Source organism: Paenibacillus naphthalenovorans (genome assembly GCF_001465255.1).
GTDB lineage: Bacteria > Bacillota > Bacilli > Paenibacillales > NBRC-103111 > Paenibacillus_G > Paenibacillus_G naphthalenovorans.
This window is the reverse complement of record NZ_CP013652.1, coordinates 3,234,933-3,251,579: the sequence shown is the minus strand read 5'-3', so window position 1 is coordinate 3,251,579 and position 16,647 is coordinate 3,234,933. Positions and strand designations below refer to the sequence as shown.

Sequence of the window (16,647 nt, the reverse complement as noted above, 5' to 3'; positions counted from 1 at the left end):
GGGGTGATGAAGCGATCCCATTAACGGGCTCCATTTTTCGGTGTTGTTTTATCCTTCATTACCATGTTCAGGAGGGTTTGGAATGAAAAAAACAATGGTCATGTTAAGTGCCATCTCCCTTATTTTGGCGGCTTGCAGCAGTTCCACAACACCAACGAGCCAACAAGGAAGCACATCCGGAACGTCATCCGGCACCCCGGCGGCAGGAGGAAATAGCGGAGGCAAGAAAACGCTGGAGTTTTGGTATATCGATCCCGGCGAGAAAGAAAAAGTATATTTGGAAGCGGTAGAACGTTTCAAAGCGAAGCATCCGGACGTCGAAGTCAAAACGCTGCAAACGCCAAATGACACCTATAAACAAAAATTTGCTGTAGCGATGACCGGAGGCAATCCGCCCGATGTGTTCCATTCGTGGGGCGGCGGATGGCTGAAAGAGTTTGTCGGTCAGAACAATGTTTTGGAAATTACGGGTCAGTTCGATTCGAGCCTTTATAACCAACAGGCTTTAGCCAATGCGACCTTCGACAATAAAGTATACGGGCTGCCATTGGGGCTTTCCCTGTCCGTGTTCTGGTACAATAAAGAGATATTTGCCAAACATCAGATCAACCCCCCTGCTACTTGGGAGGAGTTCTTGAATGTCGTCGATACGCTGAAGCAAAATAAAGTCATCCCGATCGCATTGGCCAACCAGCCCAAATGGCCGGGGGCTTACTACTTGATGTATTTGGCTGACCGCGCGGAAGGTCCGGAGCTGTTCAACCATGCGTTCGCACGTCAGGGCCGCGGCTTTGACGATCCGGGCTATGTGAAGGCAGGGCAGTACATTCAAGAGCTTTCCAAACGCGAAGCGTTTAACAAAGGCTTCAACGGCATTGCCTACGATGCGGGTCAAGGACGCCAGCTGATGTACACGGGGCAAGCGGCCATGATGCTGATGTCCAATGCGTTCGTAAATAACATGCGGGCGGAAGCGCCGAGCTTTGAGGCCAAATTGGATTTCTTCCCGTTCCCGACGCTGCCGGGAGGCAAAGGCGATCCGGGCAACCTTCAAGCCACCACGGCTCCGGTATGGTCCGTATCCAAGAAGTCGGCCAACCCGGATTTGGCTATCGAATTGATTAAGGAATTGACCAGCCTGGAAACCGCACAAGCTTATTCGGATCGTACGGCTTCTCCTGTTGCGATCAATGGAGTAACTTACAAAGACGTATACGCTAAACGGCTGGCCGAAATGGCGGCGAATGCCAAAGCGATGTTTTGGCCTTATGACCAAACGCTGCCGGCGGAATTGGCCGAGCTGCATAAGGATACGACGCAGGCCTTGTTCGGATTGTCGATTACTCCGGAGGAAGCGGCGAAACGAATGGAAGAAAAAGCGAAGCAAATCTTGAAGTAAAGCAGGACGGGGGGATTCTCCCCCTATCTTCTCAACCTGTGCAGGAAGGATGTGGGGAACTTGCAAAAAACAGAATATTCTTACCCTGCAGCGACTTCGCTGAGCCCGGGCCGAAAAAAACAATTCGATAAAAGGTTGACCATTTGCTTGTTTCTTGCGCCGGCACTGATCGTTTACTGCATTTACATCCTGTATCCGATATTCGGGACGGCTCAATACAGCTTTTATCAATGGAAGGGCGGAGCGGATAAAACCTTTATCGGGTTGCAAAATTATACCGTTCTTTTTTCGGATCCTGTTTTTTGGAAGGCGTTTCTGAATAACGTCAAAATCATTTTTACCTCGGTTTTTCTTCAAATTCCATTGGGGTTGATCATGGCATTGATTTTGTTTGCTCCCATACGGGGCAAGCGTTTGTTTCAGACGATTTACTTCATGCCTTTTTTGATGTCGACGGTAGCCATTGGTATGCTGTGGATCTTCATGTTTGATCCCTTGAATGGCGTGGTCAACCGTTTGATCAGTCTGTTCGGCTTCGAATATGTCGCTTGGCTCAGCGAAGAGAAGACGGCGATGAGCGCTATCTTATTGGTCATTGTTTGGCAGTACGCGCCCTTTTACATGATTTTGTTTAAAGCGGCGATCGTCGGGATTTCGGAGGATCTGTACGAGGCGGCAAGCATAGACGGAGCGAGCGCGTTTGAACGATTTTGGCATATTACGCTTCCGCTTCTTCTGCCGACGATCGTGACTTCATCGACTTTGGCCATTGTCGGTTCGTTAAAAGCGTTCGACATCTTCTATATTATGACGGGTGGAGGACCGAACGGCAGTACGGAGCTGCTGGGTACCTACATGTACAAACAGGCGTTTATTCATTTTGATATGGGCTATGGCAGTGCGGTGGCCTTTATGATGTTCCTGCTGGCATTCATAGCAGCGGGCGTCATCCAAGTTATGGAAGCCGGCCGCAAGAAGAAGGGGGCGATGCCATGACGGCGACGATCAGGCTTGTTCCCCAGTACATCCTTGCCGTTGCGCTGCTGGTCTTTACGGGATACCCGTTCCTATATATGGTTGCGACCTCCTTCAAAACGCAGGAACAATTTTTTATGGATCCGTTCTCGTTGTTCACGTCGATTCAATTCTCCAACTATATCCTGGCGTTTGAAAATGGACTTGTGGCGTATTTCTTCAACAGCGTCATCGTTACATCGATATCGGTTGCGCTTACCGTATTCATCGCAGCCTTGGCGAGCTATCCGCTGAGCAGATTGAAATTCCGCTGGAATAAGCCAGTATTCCTGCTGCTGGTGTCGGGTATGATGCTGCCTATTCACTCTACGCTGATTCCGATTTTTATTCTGACCCGCAATGCCGGTTTAAGTGACTCTCTTCCGGCTTTAATCGGTCCGTATGTCGCGTTTAGCTTACCGATCTCGATATTTATATTGACCCAGTTCATGTCGGAGCTTCCCCGCGAGGTGGAAGAAGCCGCAGAAATCGACGGCTGCGGTCATATGCGAATGTTTTGGAACGTTATTCTGCCGATGCTTACGCCTGCGGTGGCTACGATTGTGATCTACAATTTTATTCATATCTGGACGGAGTTTATTTTCGCTCTGGTCTTGATTTCGAGCCCGGAGAACATGACGCTGCCGCTCGGAATGCAGAAATTTTATGGAGAATTAACGGTGAATGTCCCCGCATTAATGGCCGCTCTGACTTTGGCTAGCTTACCGATCCTTACGGTTTATTTTATGGCCCAGGAAAAAATCGTTACGGGACTGACCGGCGGAGCGGTGAAATAATGGGATAACAATTCGGAGAGGGAGAGATTCCATTGAAACGAATGGGGATTGGCTTGCAAATGTATACGGTGCGTGACGAAACGGCCAAAGATTTCCGCAGTACGCTGCGTAAAGTCGCCGAGCTGGGGTACGAAGGGGTGGAGTTTGCCGGTTACGGCGACGTGCCCGCCGAAGAGATGAAGAGCTTGCTCCAAGAGTTGAATTTAAAAGCGATCGGCAGCCATGTGAGGTATCATCTTCTCCAGGACAATCTGGAGAACGAGATCGCCTATTTGAAGACCATTGGAGCTGAATATATCGTGTGCCCTAATATTCCTCAGGATGATCGAAGAGATTGGGAGCGGCATTTTTCCTTTTTTGAACAGGTTGCCCGGAAAGCGCAAAAGCATGGTCTGCAGTTCGCTTATCATAACCATGCCTTCGAATTTGAAGAGAAAGTAGGGGAGCAATTTGTCTTCGACGCGCTGTACGATGCGCTGCCTCCTGTTTTGGCCCAGGTGGAAATGGATCTTGGGTGGGTGCAATATATCGGTCAGGATCCGTTGGCGTATACCGCCAAATATTCGGGACGTCTTCCGCTGCTGCATTTGAAGGATTTCCGCTATGCCGAAGACGGCGGCATCGATACGCTGGAGCTTGGAAGAGGGATTATCCATCTGCCCGAGGTGCTTCAAGCCGCCTCGGATGCCGATGTCGAGTGGCTTATTGTGGAGCAGGACCGGTGTCAAAATCCGCCGCTTGAAAGTGTAGAGATCAGTATGCAATGGCTGCGTGAGAATTATTTGTCCCGTTTATAAAAAGGATAAAAGGATATGAGGAGGCTGAAATCATGAAAAAAATAAGAGTGGCCGTGATCGGCTGCGGCGCGATCGCGCAAAGAAGACATATCCCGGAGTATGCGGTGAATCCGAACGTGGAGCTGGTTGCTTTTTGCGACCCGATTCCCGATCGCGCGCAAATGTGCGCGGAGCCCTATTCTGCTCAAGCGTTCACCGATTATGAAGACATGCTGCGCGAGGTCAAGCCGGATGCGGTCAGTGTGTGTACGCCTAACATTCTGCATGCTCCGGCGACCATCGCCGCAGCCAACGCAGGGGCTCACGTCCTGGTAGAAAAACCGATAGCGGCAACCGAAGAGGAAGCGCAAGCGATGATCGAGGCGGCCAGGAGGAACGGGGTTTACTTGATGGTCGGACACAATCAAAGGCTGATGCCTCCGCATAGGAAAGCGAAGGAGATTCTGCAATCGGGTAAGCTCGGCAAAGTGCTGACTTTCCGGACCTCGTTCGGTCATCCCGGTCCGGAGAGGTGGAGTGTAGACGGACGGGACAGCTGGTTTTTCCGCAAGGATGAGTCGATCATGGGAGCAATGGGCGACCTTGGGGTGCATAAATCCGATCTGATCCGGTACTTTCTGGAAGACGAAGTGGCTGAAGTGGCTGCCATCATCGATACGCTGCACAAAGAAGATACGGCCGTCGATGATAACGCCGCCTGCGTGCTGCGGATGAAAAGCGGTGCGATCGGGACCTTGGCGGCCAGCTGGACGTACTACAAAGGCGAAGACAACAGCACCGTATTTTGGTGCGAGAACGGCGTCATGAAGGTGGGTACGCATCCGGAGGATCAGGTGATTGTCGAGCTGCGCGACGGTACTGTAGAACGGTACAAAGTCGGAGCCATCGCTACGAATGAGAAACAGACCGCAAGCGGCGTGATCGACGCCTTCGTAGATTGCCTTGTAACGGGCAAAGCACCGGATATCTCCGGGGAAGAAGGGCTGAAATCATTGAAGGTGATATTAGGCGCATTCCAATCTTATGCGACTGGCCAAATCGTCAAATTGTCATAGACAAGACACTGTGCGGCATCGTGGCAAACATTGGATAATCTGCTAATCCGCTAATCTGCGGCTGCACAGCAATAGGAAGCCTGAGGCGAGAGAACGCCCTGGGCTTTTTTCCATTCCGGGGACCTTAATGTGGAGGATATACCGGAAATCTGTTTCGGTCAGGCTGTTTTTTTGACACATCTATTATATAATAATTGAAAAACAGGATATTACAGTTTGCATGGAGGTGTTTCGGGAATGAGTGAAGAGCCGCAGGAGCTGCTCACCAAGCATGAGCAGATTATCCGATATATCGCCGAGCTTAACGTCGGGACGCGCATATCCGTACGCAAAATCGCCAAAGCGCTGGAGGTCAGCGAAGGAACCGCGTATCGCGCCATAAAGGAAGCGGAGAATCAGGGGCTTGTGAGTACGAAGGAGCGCACAGGAACCGTAAGGGTAGATCGCAAGCAGCGGCAAAATATCGACAAGCTGACCTTTGCGGAGGTGGTGAGCATGGTGGACGGCGAAGTGCTGGGCGGGGCTGGAGGATTGGAGAAAACGCTCCACAAGTTTGTCATCGGCGCCATGCAGCAGGATGCGATGATGCGGTACATCGAGCCCGGAAGCCTGCTGCTCGTAGGCAACCGCAACAAGGCTCATATGGGCGCGCTGGAGCAGGGCGCAGGGGTGCTCATTACCGGCGGATTCGATACCGCTCCGGAGGTGAAGCGGTTGGCGGATGAACTCGAATTGCCGCTGATCAGCAGCAGCTATGATACGTTCACCGTGGCGACAATGATCAACCGGGCCATCTACGACCGGCTGATCAAGAAGCAAATCATGCTGGTGGAGGATATCATCCGCACCGATGCCCCCGTCAGCAGCTTGCGCAGCTATAACACGGTTGCCGACATGGAAAAGCTGATGGAGGAGACGGGGTATAACCGGTTTCCGGTGGTGGATGAATGGAACCGGCCGATCGGGATTGTCACGACGAAGGATGTGGTCGGAGCGGAACCGGACCAGACGGTGGACCGGCTTATGACGCGCCATCCCATCACAATCCATCCGCAGGCTTCCGTCGCTTCCGCCGCGCATATCATGGTGTGGGAAGGCATCGAGCTCTTGCCGGTGATCGATACGAACCGCAAAATGATAGGGGTCATCAGCCGTCAGGAGGTGCTGAAGGCCATGCAGTACATCCAGATGCAGCCGCAAAACGGAGAAACCTTCGAGGATTTGATATGGTCGGGATTCGAGGACCGGAGAGACGACGAGGGCAAACTGTATTTCCGCGGGACGATCACGGCGCAGATGACGAATCATCTCGGCACGGTCTCCGAGGGTGTGCTGACCACCATCATGACACAGGTCGCTTACCGGACCGCCAAGGAGCATAAGAAGGGCGATCTCATTCTGGATAATTTCTCCGGTTATTTTCTGAAGCCGGTTCAAATCGACAGCGTCATTGAAATTTTTCCTACGGTTATTGAAGTCAGCCGGCGCTTTTGCAAGATTGATATTGAGATTTTCCACAGCGGCGCCCGCGTGGCCAAAGCCATGCTGACCGCCCGCGTTATTGAACAGTCTTAGGCGGTCGGTAAAACGGCAAAGGGACAGTCTGAAACGATCGCTCGCGGCGGGCGGAAGTCGATTGGGCCACGGCATTTTTGGCTCCATCATACCGGGCTGCCGATAATGGTCGCCGGATTTCGGCTCGAAATCGCACAGCTTGCCTTGCATAACTGAACTTAAAAAGAACCTGATGGTCATCTGCCGTCAGGTTCTTTGGATTATTCCGCATACACCGCGGTCCCGCTGACCGCTACCATTAACATGCCTTCCCGAATCACCTCGTAATCAATGTCAACGCCGACCACGGCATTGGCGCCTATACGTACGGCTTGGGATTTCATTTCCTCAATCGCAATATCGCGCGCTTCCTTCAGCTTGCTTTCGTAAGCTCCGGACCGGCCGCCGACAATATCGGTGATGGAAGCGAACAAGTCGCGTACGATATTGGCCCCCATAATGGCTTCGCCGTTGACTAAACCAAGATAACGGATAATCGTTTGACCTTCTAAGGTATTTGTGGTGGTCACAATCATGGAATCGACTCCTTCCCTAGAATAAACTGCATATATGGTATACGCCAATGACTGGAAAAGGATTCAGTAGAATCCGCCGAAGCCTATCCAAGCTGCTTCAGCTGGTCTAAAATATTCGTAATTTGCCCGATCGTTTCCAATATGTTCGTGATTTGCAGCAGCTGTGGATCCCATACTCCTGATTGTATTTGCTCCACGGTATCGTTGATTCCTTTTTGCAGAGATTCATTATAAGCAATCAGCTGCTCATGAATTTGCAAAGCGATCTTCGGAGGCTCGATGCTGTTGAAATCCCGGATGCGCTGGTTCATGTCGTCCAGCTTTTGCAATAATTGCGCCCGTGCCTCCTCGTCGGTCAGAAGCTGTTTGGAAAGAGCGGAAACTTCCTCGGCGAACGTACCGGCTTGATGGATATAGTCGGTCGCTTGGTCTGCGTAATTGACGGATTGCTGAATATCGTTCAGCATTCCGCAACCGGACAACAGCAACGCAAGCAGGATAACCTTTAGGGCGGCGCTTTTTTTCCACATGGTTCATTCTCCTCTCCTGATTTTGCAATCCGGTTGAAGTCCCGCTTACAAACAAAAGACCTTCACCGGACCGGACTGTACGGTAAAGGTCTCGCCAACAGCTCGCACTGCCGGCAAAGCCGGGGAGAACCGCTCTCCCGTAATGACGACTTTGCCTCTGGGCTACTCCCCTTTATAGTTATTTTTATTATAACGAACCCCAAAGCGCCGCGTCAAACCGGGCCGGTCTGCATTGGAGAAGGCGAAAACCGGGTAGACCGGGCGCATTCTTTCATGGAGCATTCTTGTTGATTCGGGCAATTTACGGTACTTTATATATAGCAGCTTCATCCCGGAAAATGAAGGTGCCTCGGGGGAGGCTCTGAAAGCGGTCATTCCCAATTCGTATCATCAGAATATATACATTCGATGTTTCAATCATGGCTGCATTGGCCATAGTTTTAATTAGGGAGTGAGCGAATTGAGTTATTCACATTTAACTCTGCATACGGATAAATATCAAATCAATATGATGTATGCCCATTGGGTGCAGGGGTCATTGAATAAAAAGGCCGTGTTTGAGGCTTACTTTAGAAAACTGCCGTTTGGCAACGGGTATGCCGTTTTTGCGGGCTTGGAGAGAATTGTAGATTATATCCGGCAGTTAACCTTCAGCGATGAGGATATTCATTATCTGAGGCAGCAGGAGGAGCGATATAAGGAAGGATTTTTGGACGAGCTGAAAAACTTCAGGTTTACCGGTAACATCCACGCCGTGCCGGAAGGGACGTTGGTTTTTCCGAATGAACCGTTAATTCGCGTTGAGGCCCGTATATTTGAAGCGCAGTTGATTGAAACCGCATTGCTGAACTTTATGAATTACCAAACGCTCATTGCAACCAAAGCGTCGCGGATCAAGCAGGTGGCTGCCAATGAGACCTTGCTTGAGTTTGGAACAAGAAGAGCGCAGGAGGCCGATGCGGCGGTGTGGGGGGCCAGAGCGGCCTATATTGCAGGCTTTGATGCGACTTCTAACTTGCGGGCCGGCATGCTGTTCGGCATTCCTACCAAGGGCACCCATGCCCATGCCTGGATCCAGGATCATGATACGGAAGAAGAAGCCTTCCAAAAATTCGCTGAAGCGCTTCCCGATCAGGTTTCTTTACTTGTGGACACTTATGATTCGGTAAAAAGCGGGATTCCTAATGCGATAAAAACGGCAAAACTGTTAGAGCAGCAGGGGAAAAGAATGAACTCCATCCGGATAGACAGCGGGGATCTGGCCTACATATCCAAGCAAGCCAGAGAAATGCTCGACCGTGCGGGACTTCCTTATGTAAAAATCATCGCCTCCAACGACATTGATGAAAATATTATCATTAACCTGAAGGCCCAACAAGCGAAAATAGACGTGTGGGGAGTGGGGACACAGTTAATTACCGCGGCGGACCAGCCGTCCTTGGGCGGTGTCTATAAACTCGTGGCAAGAGAAAAGAAAGGTGCATACGAGCCGGTGATCAAGATTTCAGGCAATCCGGAAAAAGTATCCAATCCGGGCATCAAAGAAATCTACCGCATTATCAATAAAGAGACGGGAAAAGCGGAAGCGGATTACATTGCTCAAAGTGACGAGACCGACGTGCGGCGGGGCAAGCCTCTGAAATTGTTTGATCCCCTGCAACCGTATAAAAATAAAATCATCACTAATTATGAGGGAGTCCCTCTTTTAAAACCTATTTATATCGATGGCGAGCTGGTTTATTCACTGCCGAAGCTGGAAGACATCCGTCGGTTTCACCAAGAACAGCTCCAGCTTTTTTGGCCGGAATATCTCCGCATATTGAATCCCGAATTGTACAGGGTTAATCTTAGCCCCGCGTCGTGGGCCCTAAAGATGAAGCTCATTCAAAAATACAACGGGTAATATGGATGGATATGGGAATTGTCTCAGCCTGTTGTGATGTCGGCGGCGTACCGTTCTGTTTTCTGCTATAATGATTGGACGGATAGTTAAGCTTACCAAAAAGGGGCGGTGGGGACATGGACAAATTCCTTAACGAACAATGCGATGATCCCTGCACGGGCACCGGTATGATTGCCGAATTGAAAAGAGATTTGATACCGGAACCGACTGCATCGGCGCTTGCCGATATATTCAAGGTGCTGGGGGACCCGACCCGGGTGAAAATTATATATACGCTGCTGGAAAAAGAGCTTTGTGTGCACGACCTGACACAAGTGCTGGATATGGGGCAGTCGGCGGTTTCCCATCAGCTGCGTTATCTGCGCAATCTGCGCATCGTGAAGCGGCGCAAAGCCGGCAAAACGGTATTCTACTCGCTGGATGATGAGCATATCGAACAAATTTTCGTTCAGATGCTTCAGCATGTGAAGCACGGATAATGCCCATGCGTTCCAGGGTCGATAAAACACCCCTGTGATCGACAAGCCGGCAGCGGCTGCCCTTCACAGGGGTGTTTCGTCATAGCATGATTTACCTCTTGCGCCGCATTCGCTCTTCGCGCTCCCACTTTCGCAAATGCGGATACGGGTCGAACGACCAATCGGTCAATCCATTGTCGCGGTAAAGCCCGTAATGCAGATGCGGTGGGAATTTGCCGGATGTTCCGGGCTTCCCGTAGCCGGAGCTGCCGACCCAGCCGACCACTTGGCCCGGTTTTACGACGTCGCCCAGCTTCACTTCTTTTTTGTTGAATCCGGACAAGTGGGCAAAGTAGTGATACACATTGTTCAAGTCACGGATGCCGATCCGCCAGCCTCCGTATGGGTTCCAGCCCATCACCTCGATAATGCCGTATGTTGCGCTGCGTACCGGTACTCCGTAGCCTGCGAACAGGTCCGTTCCTTCATGAATCCGGAATCCTCCCCAGCCGCGGCTGGCGCCCCACGTGCTCCGATAGGAGTAATTGGAGCCAAGCGGCATCACAAAGCAGTGCTCATGCAGGTCCAAGGTGTCGAATGTACCGTAAATCCGGGCGAATTGCTGAATTCGCTCCACGCTGCGGTTATTTTGATAGTATTCCCAGAGTCCAATGCGCAGATCCTCTTCGGCGGTTCCTTTGTTGAGCAGATAAGAAGCCATCGAATAAAGCCGGTCAAGATCGTTCATCCGATCCGCCAAGCCGTCGCCTGAACCGTCGCGGCCCATGCCGCCAAATAGCTTAATGCTTTGCTCGTTCATATCCTCATGGTCCGGATTGAACATTCCGCCCCATTGCAGATCTGTAAAATAGATGGCCACCAGACTGTCCTTGAGAGGCCTTTTCTTGGACAAATTAATCGAGCGTTCATATTGATCGATGGCAGCCAAGTAATTCCAGGGAATGCCTGTTAACGCGCTCACCTTATCGAATAAATCTTTTCGTTCTGCAAATACCTCTTTCATCCCGGCTGCCTCTTTGCCGCTTTTGGGGGCAGACTTTGGGGATACGGCAGGGGCGGCTGCGGACGCTTGTTTCTCCACAGGCCAGAGCGCGGCGCTCGTCAAGGTCGTGCACACCAGCACGGCGGTTAGAGCCCGGGCATACCATGCGACCATAGGAAAGTTACCTCCTTCTAATGACATTCTCGATCCGGATATGCTGCTTCAATCCCTTTACAATGTTGATAGCATTACCTTTTGTGTATCGATAGGTTACGCTAAATAACGGCTTTTTATCCCATGCCAAGTTTGATATGATGCTTCTGGAGGGATGCTGTATGGCGTTTGAACACCGTGAGGAGCATCTGGATGAACGGATGCTGATTTTACAGGCGAATATCGATGATATGAACCCTGAATACTGCTCATACATTACGGATTTGCTGTTTGAACAGGGGGCGAACGATGTCTATTGGATTCCGATCATTATGAAAAAGGGCCGTCCCGGCGTCATGCTCAATGTGCTTACGGACGAATCGCAAGCGGAAAAGATGGAAACCGTCATTTTTCGCGAAACGACGACGCTGGGGCTTCGTTACGTGAGAGCATCCGTCCATCGTCTGGGGAGGACGTTTCATGCGGTAGATACCCCATGGGGCATAATTCACGTTAAGGCAGGATTTCATCAGGGAGAGCTCGTGCAATTCGCACCGGAATTCAAAGAGTGTGAGCACGCGGCGAAGACGTACGGCATACCGCTGAAAACGGTGTACGACGAGGTGCGCAGAAGGTTTATGGAAAGAACGGGGGAAGAGGGAAAAGCATAAAAAAGCCCCCGTTACAAATGCCGCGCGTAACAGAGGCGGGAGCAGCAAGAAAAGCTTCGGCTTGCAGCCTATTTAATGAAGGTTTTAGATGAGGCTTTTCTTGAAAATATCGGGATCGTGAACCTCTTTAGCCGTGGTTGCACGCGGATTCGTGCCGCGGCTCCTGGCACAGGCCTTCTTCATGGTTCTGGTGCCCATGGTGATGCGTGTGTTCATGATGTTGATGGCCATGTCCATGGCGATCGTGACTATGGGTATGGTGATCGTGGTTATGCCCATGGTCATGATGGTGATGGTGATGATGGTCCTCATCGTGATGGCTGTGATGATGGGCATGTTCATGGTGAATTTCTTCGTGATGAATGCGCCATTTGTTCGCATACGGGTCGGCGTCTCCTACGATAGCCCGCAGAACATTGGGCTGTTCCGGCAGATCCCGTGTGCCTGCGCCATAGCCGATGGCTTCCACGATCATGGGAGGCAGACCTTTGGCGAATTCGTCCACCAGGCCGGATACAATCCCTGCTCCGGTCGGAGTCGTCATTTCCAGCGCAATCGAGGTATGGGCAATAGGCAGTCCTCTCATCATTTCAAGCGTCGCCGGAGCAGGTACCGGATAAATGCCGTGGTCGCAGTGCACCGTGCCTGAACCCAGCGGAACGGCGGAGGAAACGATTTTCTCAATATTCAACGAATCGATAGCCAATGCCACCCCGATGACGTCAACGATGGAATCGATCGCGCCGACTTCATGAAAGTGTACTTTTTCAATGGGGATATTATGGATCTTGGCTTCGGCTATGCCGATTTTTTCAAAGATGGACAGACTCAGCTTGACCACGCGTTCGTTGAAGCCTGACCGATGGATCAGCTCAACAATCTCCGAATAATGGCGATGATGCTTCGGAGGGGTGTTCGGATCCGGCAGAACATCCAGCTTCAGTGCGGAGATCCCCCGTTTATTTACACGCTTCCATTCCAGCGTGAAGGGCTCGATCTTGATTTTGCGGAGCTCCTCTTCTATGTAATGGCGATCGGCCCCCGCATCCACCAGCGCCCCGAGCGTCATGTCCCCGCTAATACCGGAGAAGCAGTCCAAATACAAAAGTTTCATTCTTTATCCCTCTTTACCCGGTTGTAATGGATTAATGAAGCGTTATAACCACCGCCGAAACCGTTATCGATATTGACGACGGAGATGCCTGGCGCACAGGCGTTCAGCATGGACAGCAGCGCGGCCATGCCCTGAAAGCTTGCGCCGTAGCCGATGCTTGTCGGGACCGCAATGATCGGAACCGCAACGAGACCGCCGACCACGCTGGCAAGAGCGCCTTCCATGCCGGCGACGACCACAACGGCGCTGGCGCCGCGGATCAGCGGCAGCCGGCGGAACAACCGGTGGATGCCGGCCACGCCGACATCGTACACACGCTCAACGCGGCAGCCCATGCATTCGGCGGTGACGGCGGCTTCTTCGGCGACAGGCACGTCCGATGTACCCGCGCATACGACGGCGATGTATCCGTCTTCCTCATTTGTCCGGGCATCTCTAGACCGCCAGGAAATCGCCCGGGCATCGGCGTGATAGGCCGCGGCGGGTATGCGTTCCAGAACATATGCGGCCTTCTCCCCGCTGACCCGCGTCGCAAGCACGCGGTCCGTATGTGCCATGAGCCGTTCGAAGATCGCGGTAATCTGCTCCGCGGATTTTCCCTCGCCAAAAATAACTTCGGGAAAGCCGGTTCTTGCCTCTCTCTTAAGGTCAAGCTGCGCATACCCGAGGGAATCGTCCACAGGAAGGGCTTCAGTCCAGATTCCCCGACCTTCCCCCGCTTCCTCCAATAGACGTTTAGCATCGGCAATATCGAGATCTCCCGACGCTACAAGCTTCAAAATCTGATCTGTATTCATCATGTCGGAAAAGACTATCCTCCCAAATTCAACCCTTTTCCTAGTGTACCATATTTCCTGCGGAATGTAATTCGAAGCGCAGTTGATCCGACCGTACGATTATTTTTCCTTCTGCGTTAAATTCCGGTTTGTGGTATACTTTCCTTGAAGATATTTATTTTCTGAAGAAAGCGGGGAAGCTCTATGGCGACTCGACAAATAGAACGTAAACCCGATTGGCTGAAGATCAAGCTGGCTACCGGTGACAATTACAAGGAATTAAAAAATATGATGCGCGGGAAAACATTGCATACGGTGTGCGAAGAGGCGAAGTGTCCGAACATTCACGAATGCTGGGCGAACCGGACCGCTACCTTCATGATTCTTGGAGACATATGCACACGGGCCTGCCGGTTCTGTGCGGTAACGTCGGGTTTGCCGACGGAACTTGACCTTCAGGAGCCCGAGCGTGTGGCCGAAGCCGCCGAACAGATGGGACTCAGCCATGTGGTGGTCACATCCGTGGCACGGGACGATTTGAAGGACGGGGGGGCATCGATTTTTGCCGCTACGATCCGCGCATTGCGCGAACGCTTGCCGCTCGCCAGTGTGGAAGTGCTGATCCCCGATTTTCAAGGAAACGAAGAAGCGCTCCGCACGGTGCTCGAAGCCGGACCGAATATACTGAACCATAATGTGGAAACGGTGGAGCGTCTTTCCGACAGGGTGCGGGCCAAGGCCAAATACCGCCGTTCGATCGAGCTTCTGGAGCGCTCGAAGCGAATCGCTCCAAACATTCCAACCAAATCGAGCATCATGCTGGGTGTAGGTGAAGAATGGGACGAGATTTTGCAAACGATGGATGATTTGCGGGCGGTGGACTGCAACATTATGACGATTGGCCAATATCTGCAGCCCAGCGTGAATCATTTGCCGGTCATGCAATATTATACGCCCGAGCAGTTCGCCGAGCTGAAGGAAGAAGGGATGAAGCGCGGCTTTAGCCATGTGGAATCGGGTCCGCTCGTGCGCAGTTCATATCATGCGCACGATCAAGTGAAATCGGCGCAGCGGTCGTAAGAGCTTGACGCGGCAGTCGTAAGATCGTGAGGAGGCATAGAACGTGATTCATATATCGGGCAAAACATATGAAGTGATTGTCGATCACAAGAATGGCTGGCGTTTTGAGGCGTTCCGGGACCGGTACAGCGAAGTGCTGGAACGTTACGATTATATTGTCGGGGATTGGGGCTATAATCAGCTTCGTCTCCGCGGTTTTTTTAAGGATAATCATCCGAAGGGCAGCAAAGATACGATTATCTCGACACTGCCCGACTATTTGAATGAGTACTGCAACTTCGGCTGCGCTTATTTTATTCTCGAAAAAGTCGGAAACAAGCAGCCTCAAGGCCATCCCGGCGAATCGGTTCCGGAAAGCGGAATTTGGCAGGACGGAGAGCCGGAGAAATCCAAAGAATCCGAGACGGATGAGCATAAGCAGCGGGATCAGGAACAGCGGCCGGCCGGACAAGCCCTGTCACAAATGAAATCCCCGTCCGAGGTTCAGCCGTGGGATGCAAGCCGCCGGAATAACCAGCCTCCGAATGGCAAAGGACAGCATCCGCGGAGCTCCAAGTCCGGAACGTCTTCGCGGCACTTCGAAGGCAAGCAAGGAGGAGCCCCCCGCGGGCAATACCAAGCAAACCAGGCCCAGCCTGCACAACAGCAAGCGGATTTCGGCTCAAAGCCGGTGCATAAGCAGGGGAAAGGGTACAAGTCCAATCAACAGCAATAAGCCAAAACAGAATCTTCCCGCGTGGAAGCATAAGCAAAGTCCCGCCCTCCGTATAGGGGAGAGCGGGACTTCTTTATTTCGGATTGGAGACCGGGACCCCGCCGTGGGTGTATTCCTCCAGCGTGATGCCCTGCTTGGCGATTTCTTTGGCGGCATTCTTCCCGACATACCGCAGGTGCCATGGCTCATACTGATAGCCGGTAATCGATTCCTTGCCTTTCGGATAACGAATAATGAAGCCGTATTCCGGTGCATGCTCGGCCAGCCATTTGGCTTCCTTCGTATCCCCAAAGCAGTCCTGCGCCGGGCATTTGCCGCTGCTTCCGGTGACGTCGATCGCAAGTCCGGTTTCGTGCTCGCTGTGTCCCGGCTTGGCGCTGTACTTATTCGCGGCCGCTTCTCCATCGCGCTTGACGTAGTTGTTATAAAGCGTTTTTTGTGTCGCATGGGAGCGGTAGCCCGAAACCCCGGCCAGCGGGAGGCCGTCCTTCTTGGCAGCATCGAATAAGTCCTCAAGCGCCGAGGCGGCTTCTTTCCGGAGCATGCGTTTCTCCGATTTTTCTTTAAAGATGAAAGGCACGTTCGGTTCGACCAGATCTTTCGGATTATAATTTTCCGGCAGTTTGTTCGTTTTATTGACAAGAACAGCGACGTCTTCCGGATTCGCAATGACCCGGATCGAAGAATCATCCCCCTTACCTGACGGCGGGAGGTTTGCCGGCGGTTTCGTCGGTTCCTTCGCAGCGTCCCCGGTTTCCGAAGATCCTCCTTGCTTTACTGTATCATCCGGTTGGGAAGGTGCCGCGGCGGGGGGATCGCCAGGGTTTTGGGCAGCGGGAGCACCGCCGGTTTCTCCTTGTCCGACTTCGACTGAAGAAGGGTTTCCGCAGCCGGAAGCGGTAAAAGCGATACAAGTCAGCAGCAGAGCGGCAGCGGCGGTTAGACGTAAATTCAATAGAAACAAATCCTTTCTCACATTGGCATATCTGAGTTGGCATGCGTCCAGTTCTATATGGTTTGACGATAAGAAACCGGGAAAAGTTGCATTTTTTGCAGGACAGGCCGTCCCGCGGATGATCAACGACCGTAATC

Annotated in this window: 17 protein-coding genes; 11 read left to right on the top strand and 6 right to left on the bottom strand. The window is 52.0% G+C overall.

The genetic code is table 11. The features are described from left to right. Positions 1-82: 82 nt before the first annotated feature. The 6 genes from IJ22_RS15940 to IJ22_RS15915 all read left to right on the top strand — a co-directional run bounded on the left by IJ22_RS15940 (position 83) and on the right by IJ22_RS15915 (position 6,637). Positions 83-1,399 carry an extracellular solute-binding protein gene (locus tag IJ22_RS15940; RefSeq protein ID WP_062409521.1) on the top strand — a complete coding sequence of 439 codons (1,317 nt, stop codon included), beginning with the start codon at positions 83-85 and terminating at the stop codon, positions 1,397-1,399. Between the two features lie 60 nt (positions 1,400-1,459). After that, on the top strand, positions 1,460-2,395 hold the full coding sequence (locus IJ22_RS15935) for a carbohydrate ABC transporter permease (RefSeq protein WP_235594146.1): 936 nt from the start codon (positions 1,460-1,462) through the stop codon (positions 2,393-2,395). Further along, positions 2,392-3,210 carry a carbohydrate ABC transporter permease gene (locus tag IJ22_RS15930; RefSeq protein WP_062409520.1) on the top strand — a complete coding sequence of 273 codons (819 nt, stop codon included), beginning with the start codon at positions 2,392-2,394 and terminating at the stop codon, positions 3,208-3,210. The genes IJ22_RS15935 and IJ22_RS15930 overlap by 4 nt, the downstream gene beginning before the upstream one ends. A gap of 32 nt (positions 3,211-3,242) precedes the next feature. Further along, on the top strand, positions 3,243-4,007 hold the full coding sequence (locus tag IJ22_RS15925; RefSeq protein ID WP_062409519.1) for a sugar phosphate isomerase/epimerase family protein: 765 nt from the start codon (positions 3,243-3,245) through the stop codon (positions 4,005-4,007). 32 nt (positions 4,008-4,039) lie between these two features. Then, positions 4,040-5,062: a Gfo/Idh/MocA family protein gene (locus tag IJ22_RS15920; RefSeq protein WP_062409518.1), complete on the top strand. Its 1,023-nt coding sequence runs from the start codon at positions 4,040-4,042 to the stop codon at positions 5,060-5,062. A 237-nt stretch (positions 5,063-5,299) separates the two neighbouring features. Next, positions 5,300-6,637: a DRTGG domain-containing protein gene (locus IJ22_RS15915; RefSeq protein WP_062409517.1), complete on the top strand. Its 1,338-nt coding sequence runs from the start codon at positions 5,300-5,302 to the stop codon at positions 6,635-6,637. Positions 6,638-6,837: 200 nt separating this feature from the next. Here the strand turns inward: IJ22_RS15915 and IJ22_RS15910 are convergent, their stop codons facing one another. Together IJ22_RS15910 and IJ22_RS15905 are read right to left on the bottom strand one after the other, a co-directional pair. Next, a complete protein-coding gene (locus tag IJ22_RS15910) occupies positions 6,838-7,152 on the bottom strand; it encodes a YbjQ family protein (RefSeq protein WP_054817456.1) in 315 nt (104 codons plus the stop codon). 83 nt (positions 7,153-7,235) lie between these two features. Next, positions 7,236-7,682, bottom strand: coding sequence for a DUF6376 family protein (locus IJ22_RS15905; protein ID WP_062409516.1), 447 nt, complete (start codon positions 7,680-7,682; stop codon positions 7,236-7,238). Between the two features lie 460 nt (positions 7,683-8,142). On the opposite strand from IJ22_RS15905, the gene IJ22_RS15900 reads away from it, so the two are divergent. Together IJ22_RS15900 and IJ22_RS15895 are read left to right on the top strand one after the other, a co-directional pair. Further along, a complete protein-coding gene (locus tag IJ22_RS15900) occupies positions 8,143-9,585 on the top strand; it encodes a nicotinate phosphoribosyltransferase (RefSeq protein WP_054817458.1) in 1,443 nt (480 codons plus the stop codon). 116 nt (positions 9,586-9,701) lie between these two features. Continuing rightward, on the top strand, positions 9,702-10,064 hold the full coding sequence (locus tag IJ22_RS15895; RefSeq protein WP_054817459.1) for an ArsR/SmtB family transcription factor: 363 nt from the start codon (positions 9,702-9,704) through the stop codon (positions 10,062-10,064). 91 nt (positions 10,065-10,155) lie between these two features. Here IJ22_RS15895 and IJ22_RS15890 read toward each other — a convergent pair whose 3' ends face one another. After that, a complete protein-coding gene (locus IJ22_RS15890) occupies positions 10,156-11,220 on the bottom strand; it encodes a M23 family metallopeptidase (protein WP_062409515.1) in 1,065 nt (354 codons plus the stop codon). A 161-nt stretch (positions 11,221-11,381) separates the two neighbouring features. On the opposite strand from IJ22_RS15890, the gene larC2 reads away from it, so the two are divergent. Continuing rightward, positions 11,382-11,870, top strand: a complete 489-nt coding sequence (larC2, locus tag IJ22_RS15885; protein ID WP_054817460.1) for a nickel pincer cofactor biosynthesis protein LarC2 — start codon at positions 11,382-11,384, stop codon at positions 11,868-11,870. A gap of 127 nt (positions 11,871-11,997) precedes the next feature. On the opposite strand, the gene larC is transcribed toward larC2, so the two are convergent. Continuing rightward, positions 11,998-12,984: a nickel pincer cofactor biosynthesis protein LarC gene (gene larC, locus IJ22_RS15880; protein ID WP_082660841.1), complete on the bottom strand. Its 987-nt coding sequence runs from the start codon at positions 12,982-12,984 to the stop codon at positions 11,998-12,000. Continuing rightward, on the bottom strand, positions 12,981-13,784 hold the full coding sequence (larB, locus tag IJ22_RS15875; RefSeq protein ID WP_062409514.1) for a nickel pincer cofactor biosynthesis protein LarB: 804 nt from the start codon (positions 13,782-13,784) through the stop codon (positions 12,981-12,983). Before larB ends, larC begins: the two co-directional genes overlap by 4 nt. A 180-nt stretch (positions 13,785-13,964) precedes the next feature. Here larB and lipA point away from each other — a divergent pair, with 180 nt between their 5' ends. Both lipA and IJ22_RS26800 read left to right on the top strand, forming a co-directional pair. Then, the gene (gene lipA / locus IJ22_RS15870) at positions 13,965-14,840 is read left to right on the top strand and encodes a lipoyl synthase (RefSeq protein ID WP_062409513.1); all 876 of its coding nucleotides are present in this window, start codon (positions 13,965-13,967) and stop codon (positions 14,838-14,840) included. A gap of 43 nt (positions 14,841-14,883) precedes the next feature. After that, complete coding sequence (locus IJ22_RS26800; RefSeq protein ID WP_235594145.1) at positions 14,884-15,555, top strand: YutD family protein; 672 nt, start codon at positions 14,884-14,886, stop codon at positions 15,553-15,555. Between the two features lie 73 nt (positions 15,556-15,628). On the opposite strand, the gene IJ22_RS15860 is transcribed toward IJ22_RS26800, so the two are convergent. Then, a complete protein-coding gene (locus IJ22_RS15860; protein ID WP_235594144.1) occupies positions 15,629-16,510 on the bottom strand; it encodes a M15 family metallopeptidase in 882 nt (293 codons plus the stop codon). Positions 16,511-16,647: the final 137 nt, after the last annotated feature.

Coding starts and splice junctions, on each gene's coding strand:
- IJ22_RS15930 (WP_062409520.1), top strand. CDS start 2,392: ATGACGGCGACGATCAGGCTTGTTCCCCAGTACATCCTTGCCGTTGCG.
- IJ22_RS15910 (WP_054817456.1), bottom strand. CDS start 7,152: ATGATTGTGACCACCACAAATACCTTAGAAGGTCAAACGATTATCCGT.
- IJ22_RS15895 (WP_054817459.1), top strand. CDS start 9,702: ATGGACAAATTCCTTAACGAACAATGCGATGATCCCTGCACGGGCACC.
- larC2 (WP_054817460.1), top strand. CDS start 11,382: ATGGCGTTTGAACACCGTGAGGAGCATCTGGATGAACGGATGCTGATT.
- IJ22_RS15920 (WP_062409518.1), top strand. CDS start 4,040: ATGAAAAAAATAAGAGTGGCCGTGATCGGCTGCGGCGCGATCGCGCAA.
- IJ22_RS15890 (WP_062409515.1), bottom strand. CDS start 11,220: ATGGTCGCATGGTATGCCCGGGCTCTAACCGCCGTGCTGGTGTGCACG.
- IJ22_RS15905 (WP_062409516.1), bottom strand. CDS start 7,682: ATGTGGAAAAAAAGCGCCGCCCTAAAGGTTATCCTGCTTGCGTTGCTG.
- lipA (WP_062409513.1), top strand. CDS start 13,965: ATGGCGACTCGACAAATAGAACGTAAACCCGATTGGCTGAAGATCAAG.
- IJ22_RS15915 (WP_062409517.1), top strand. CDS start 5,300: ATGAGTGAAGAGCCGCAGGAGCTGCTCACCAAGCATGAGCAGATTATC.
- larC (WP_082660841.1), bottom strand. CDS start 12,984: ATGAAACTTTTGTATTTGGACTGCTTCTCCGGTATTAGCGGGGACATG.
- IJ22_RS15940 (WP_062409521.1), top strand. CDS start 83: ATGAAAAAAACAATGGTCATGTTAAGTGCCATCTCCCTTATTTTGGCG.
- larB (WP_062409514.1), bottom strand. CDS start 13,784: ATGATGAATACAGATCAGATTTTGAAGCTTGTAGCGTCGGGAGATCTC.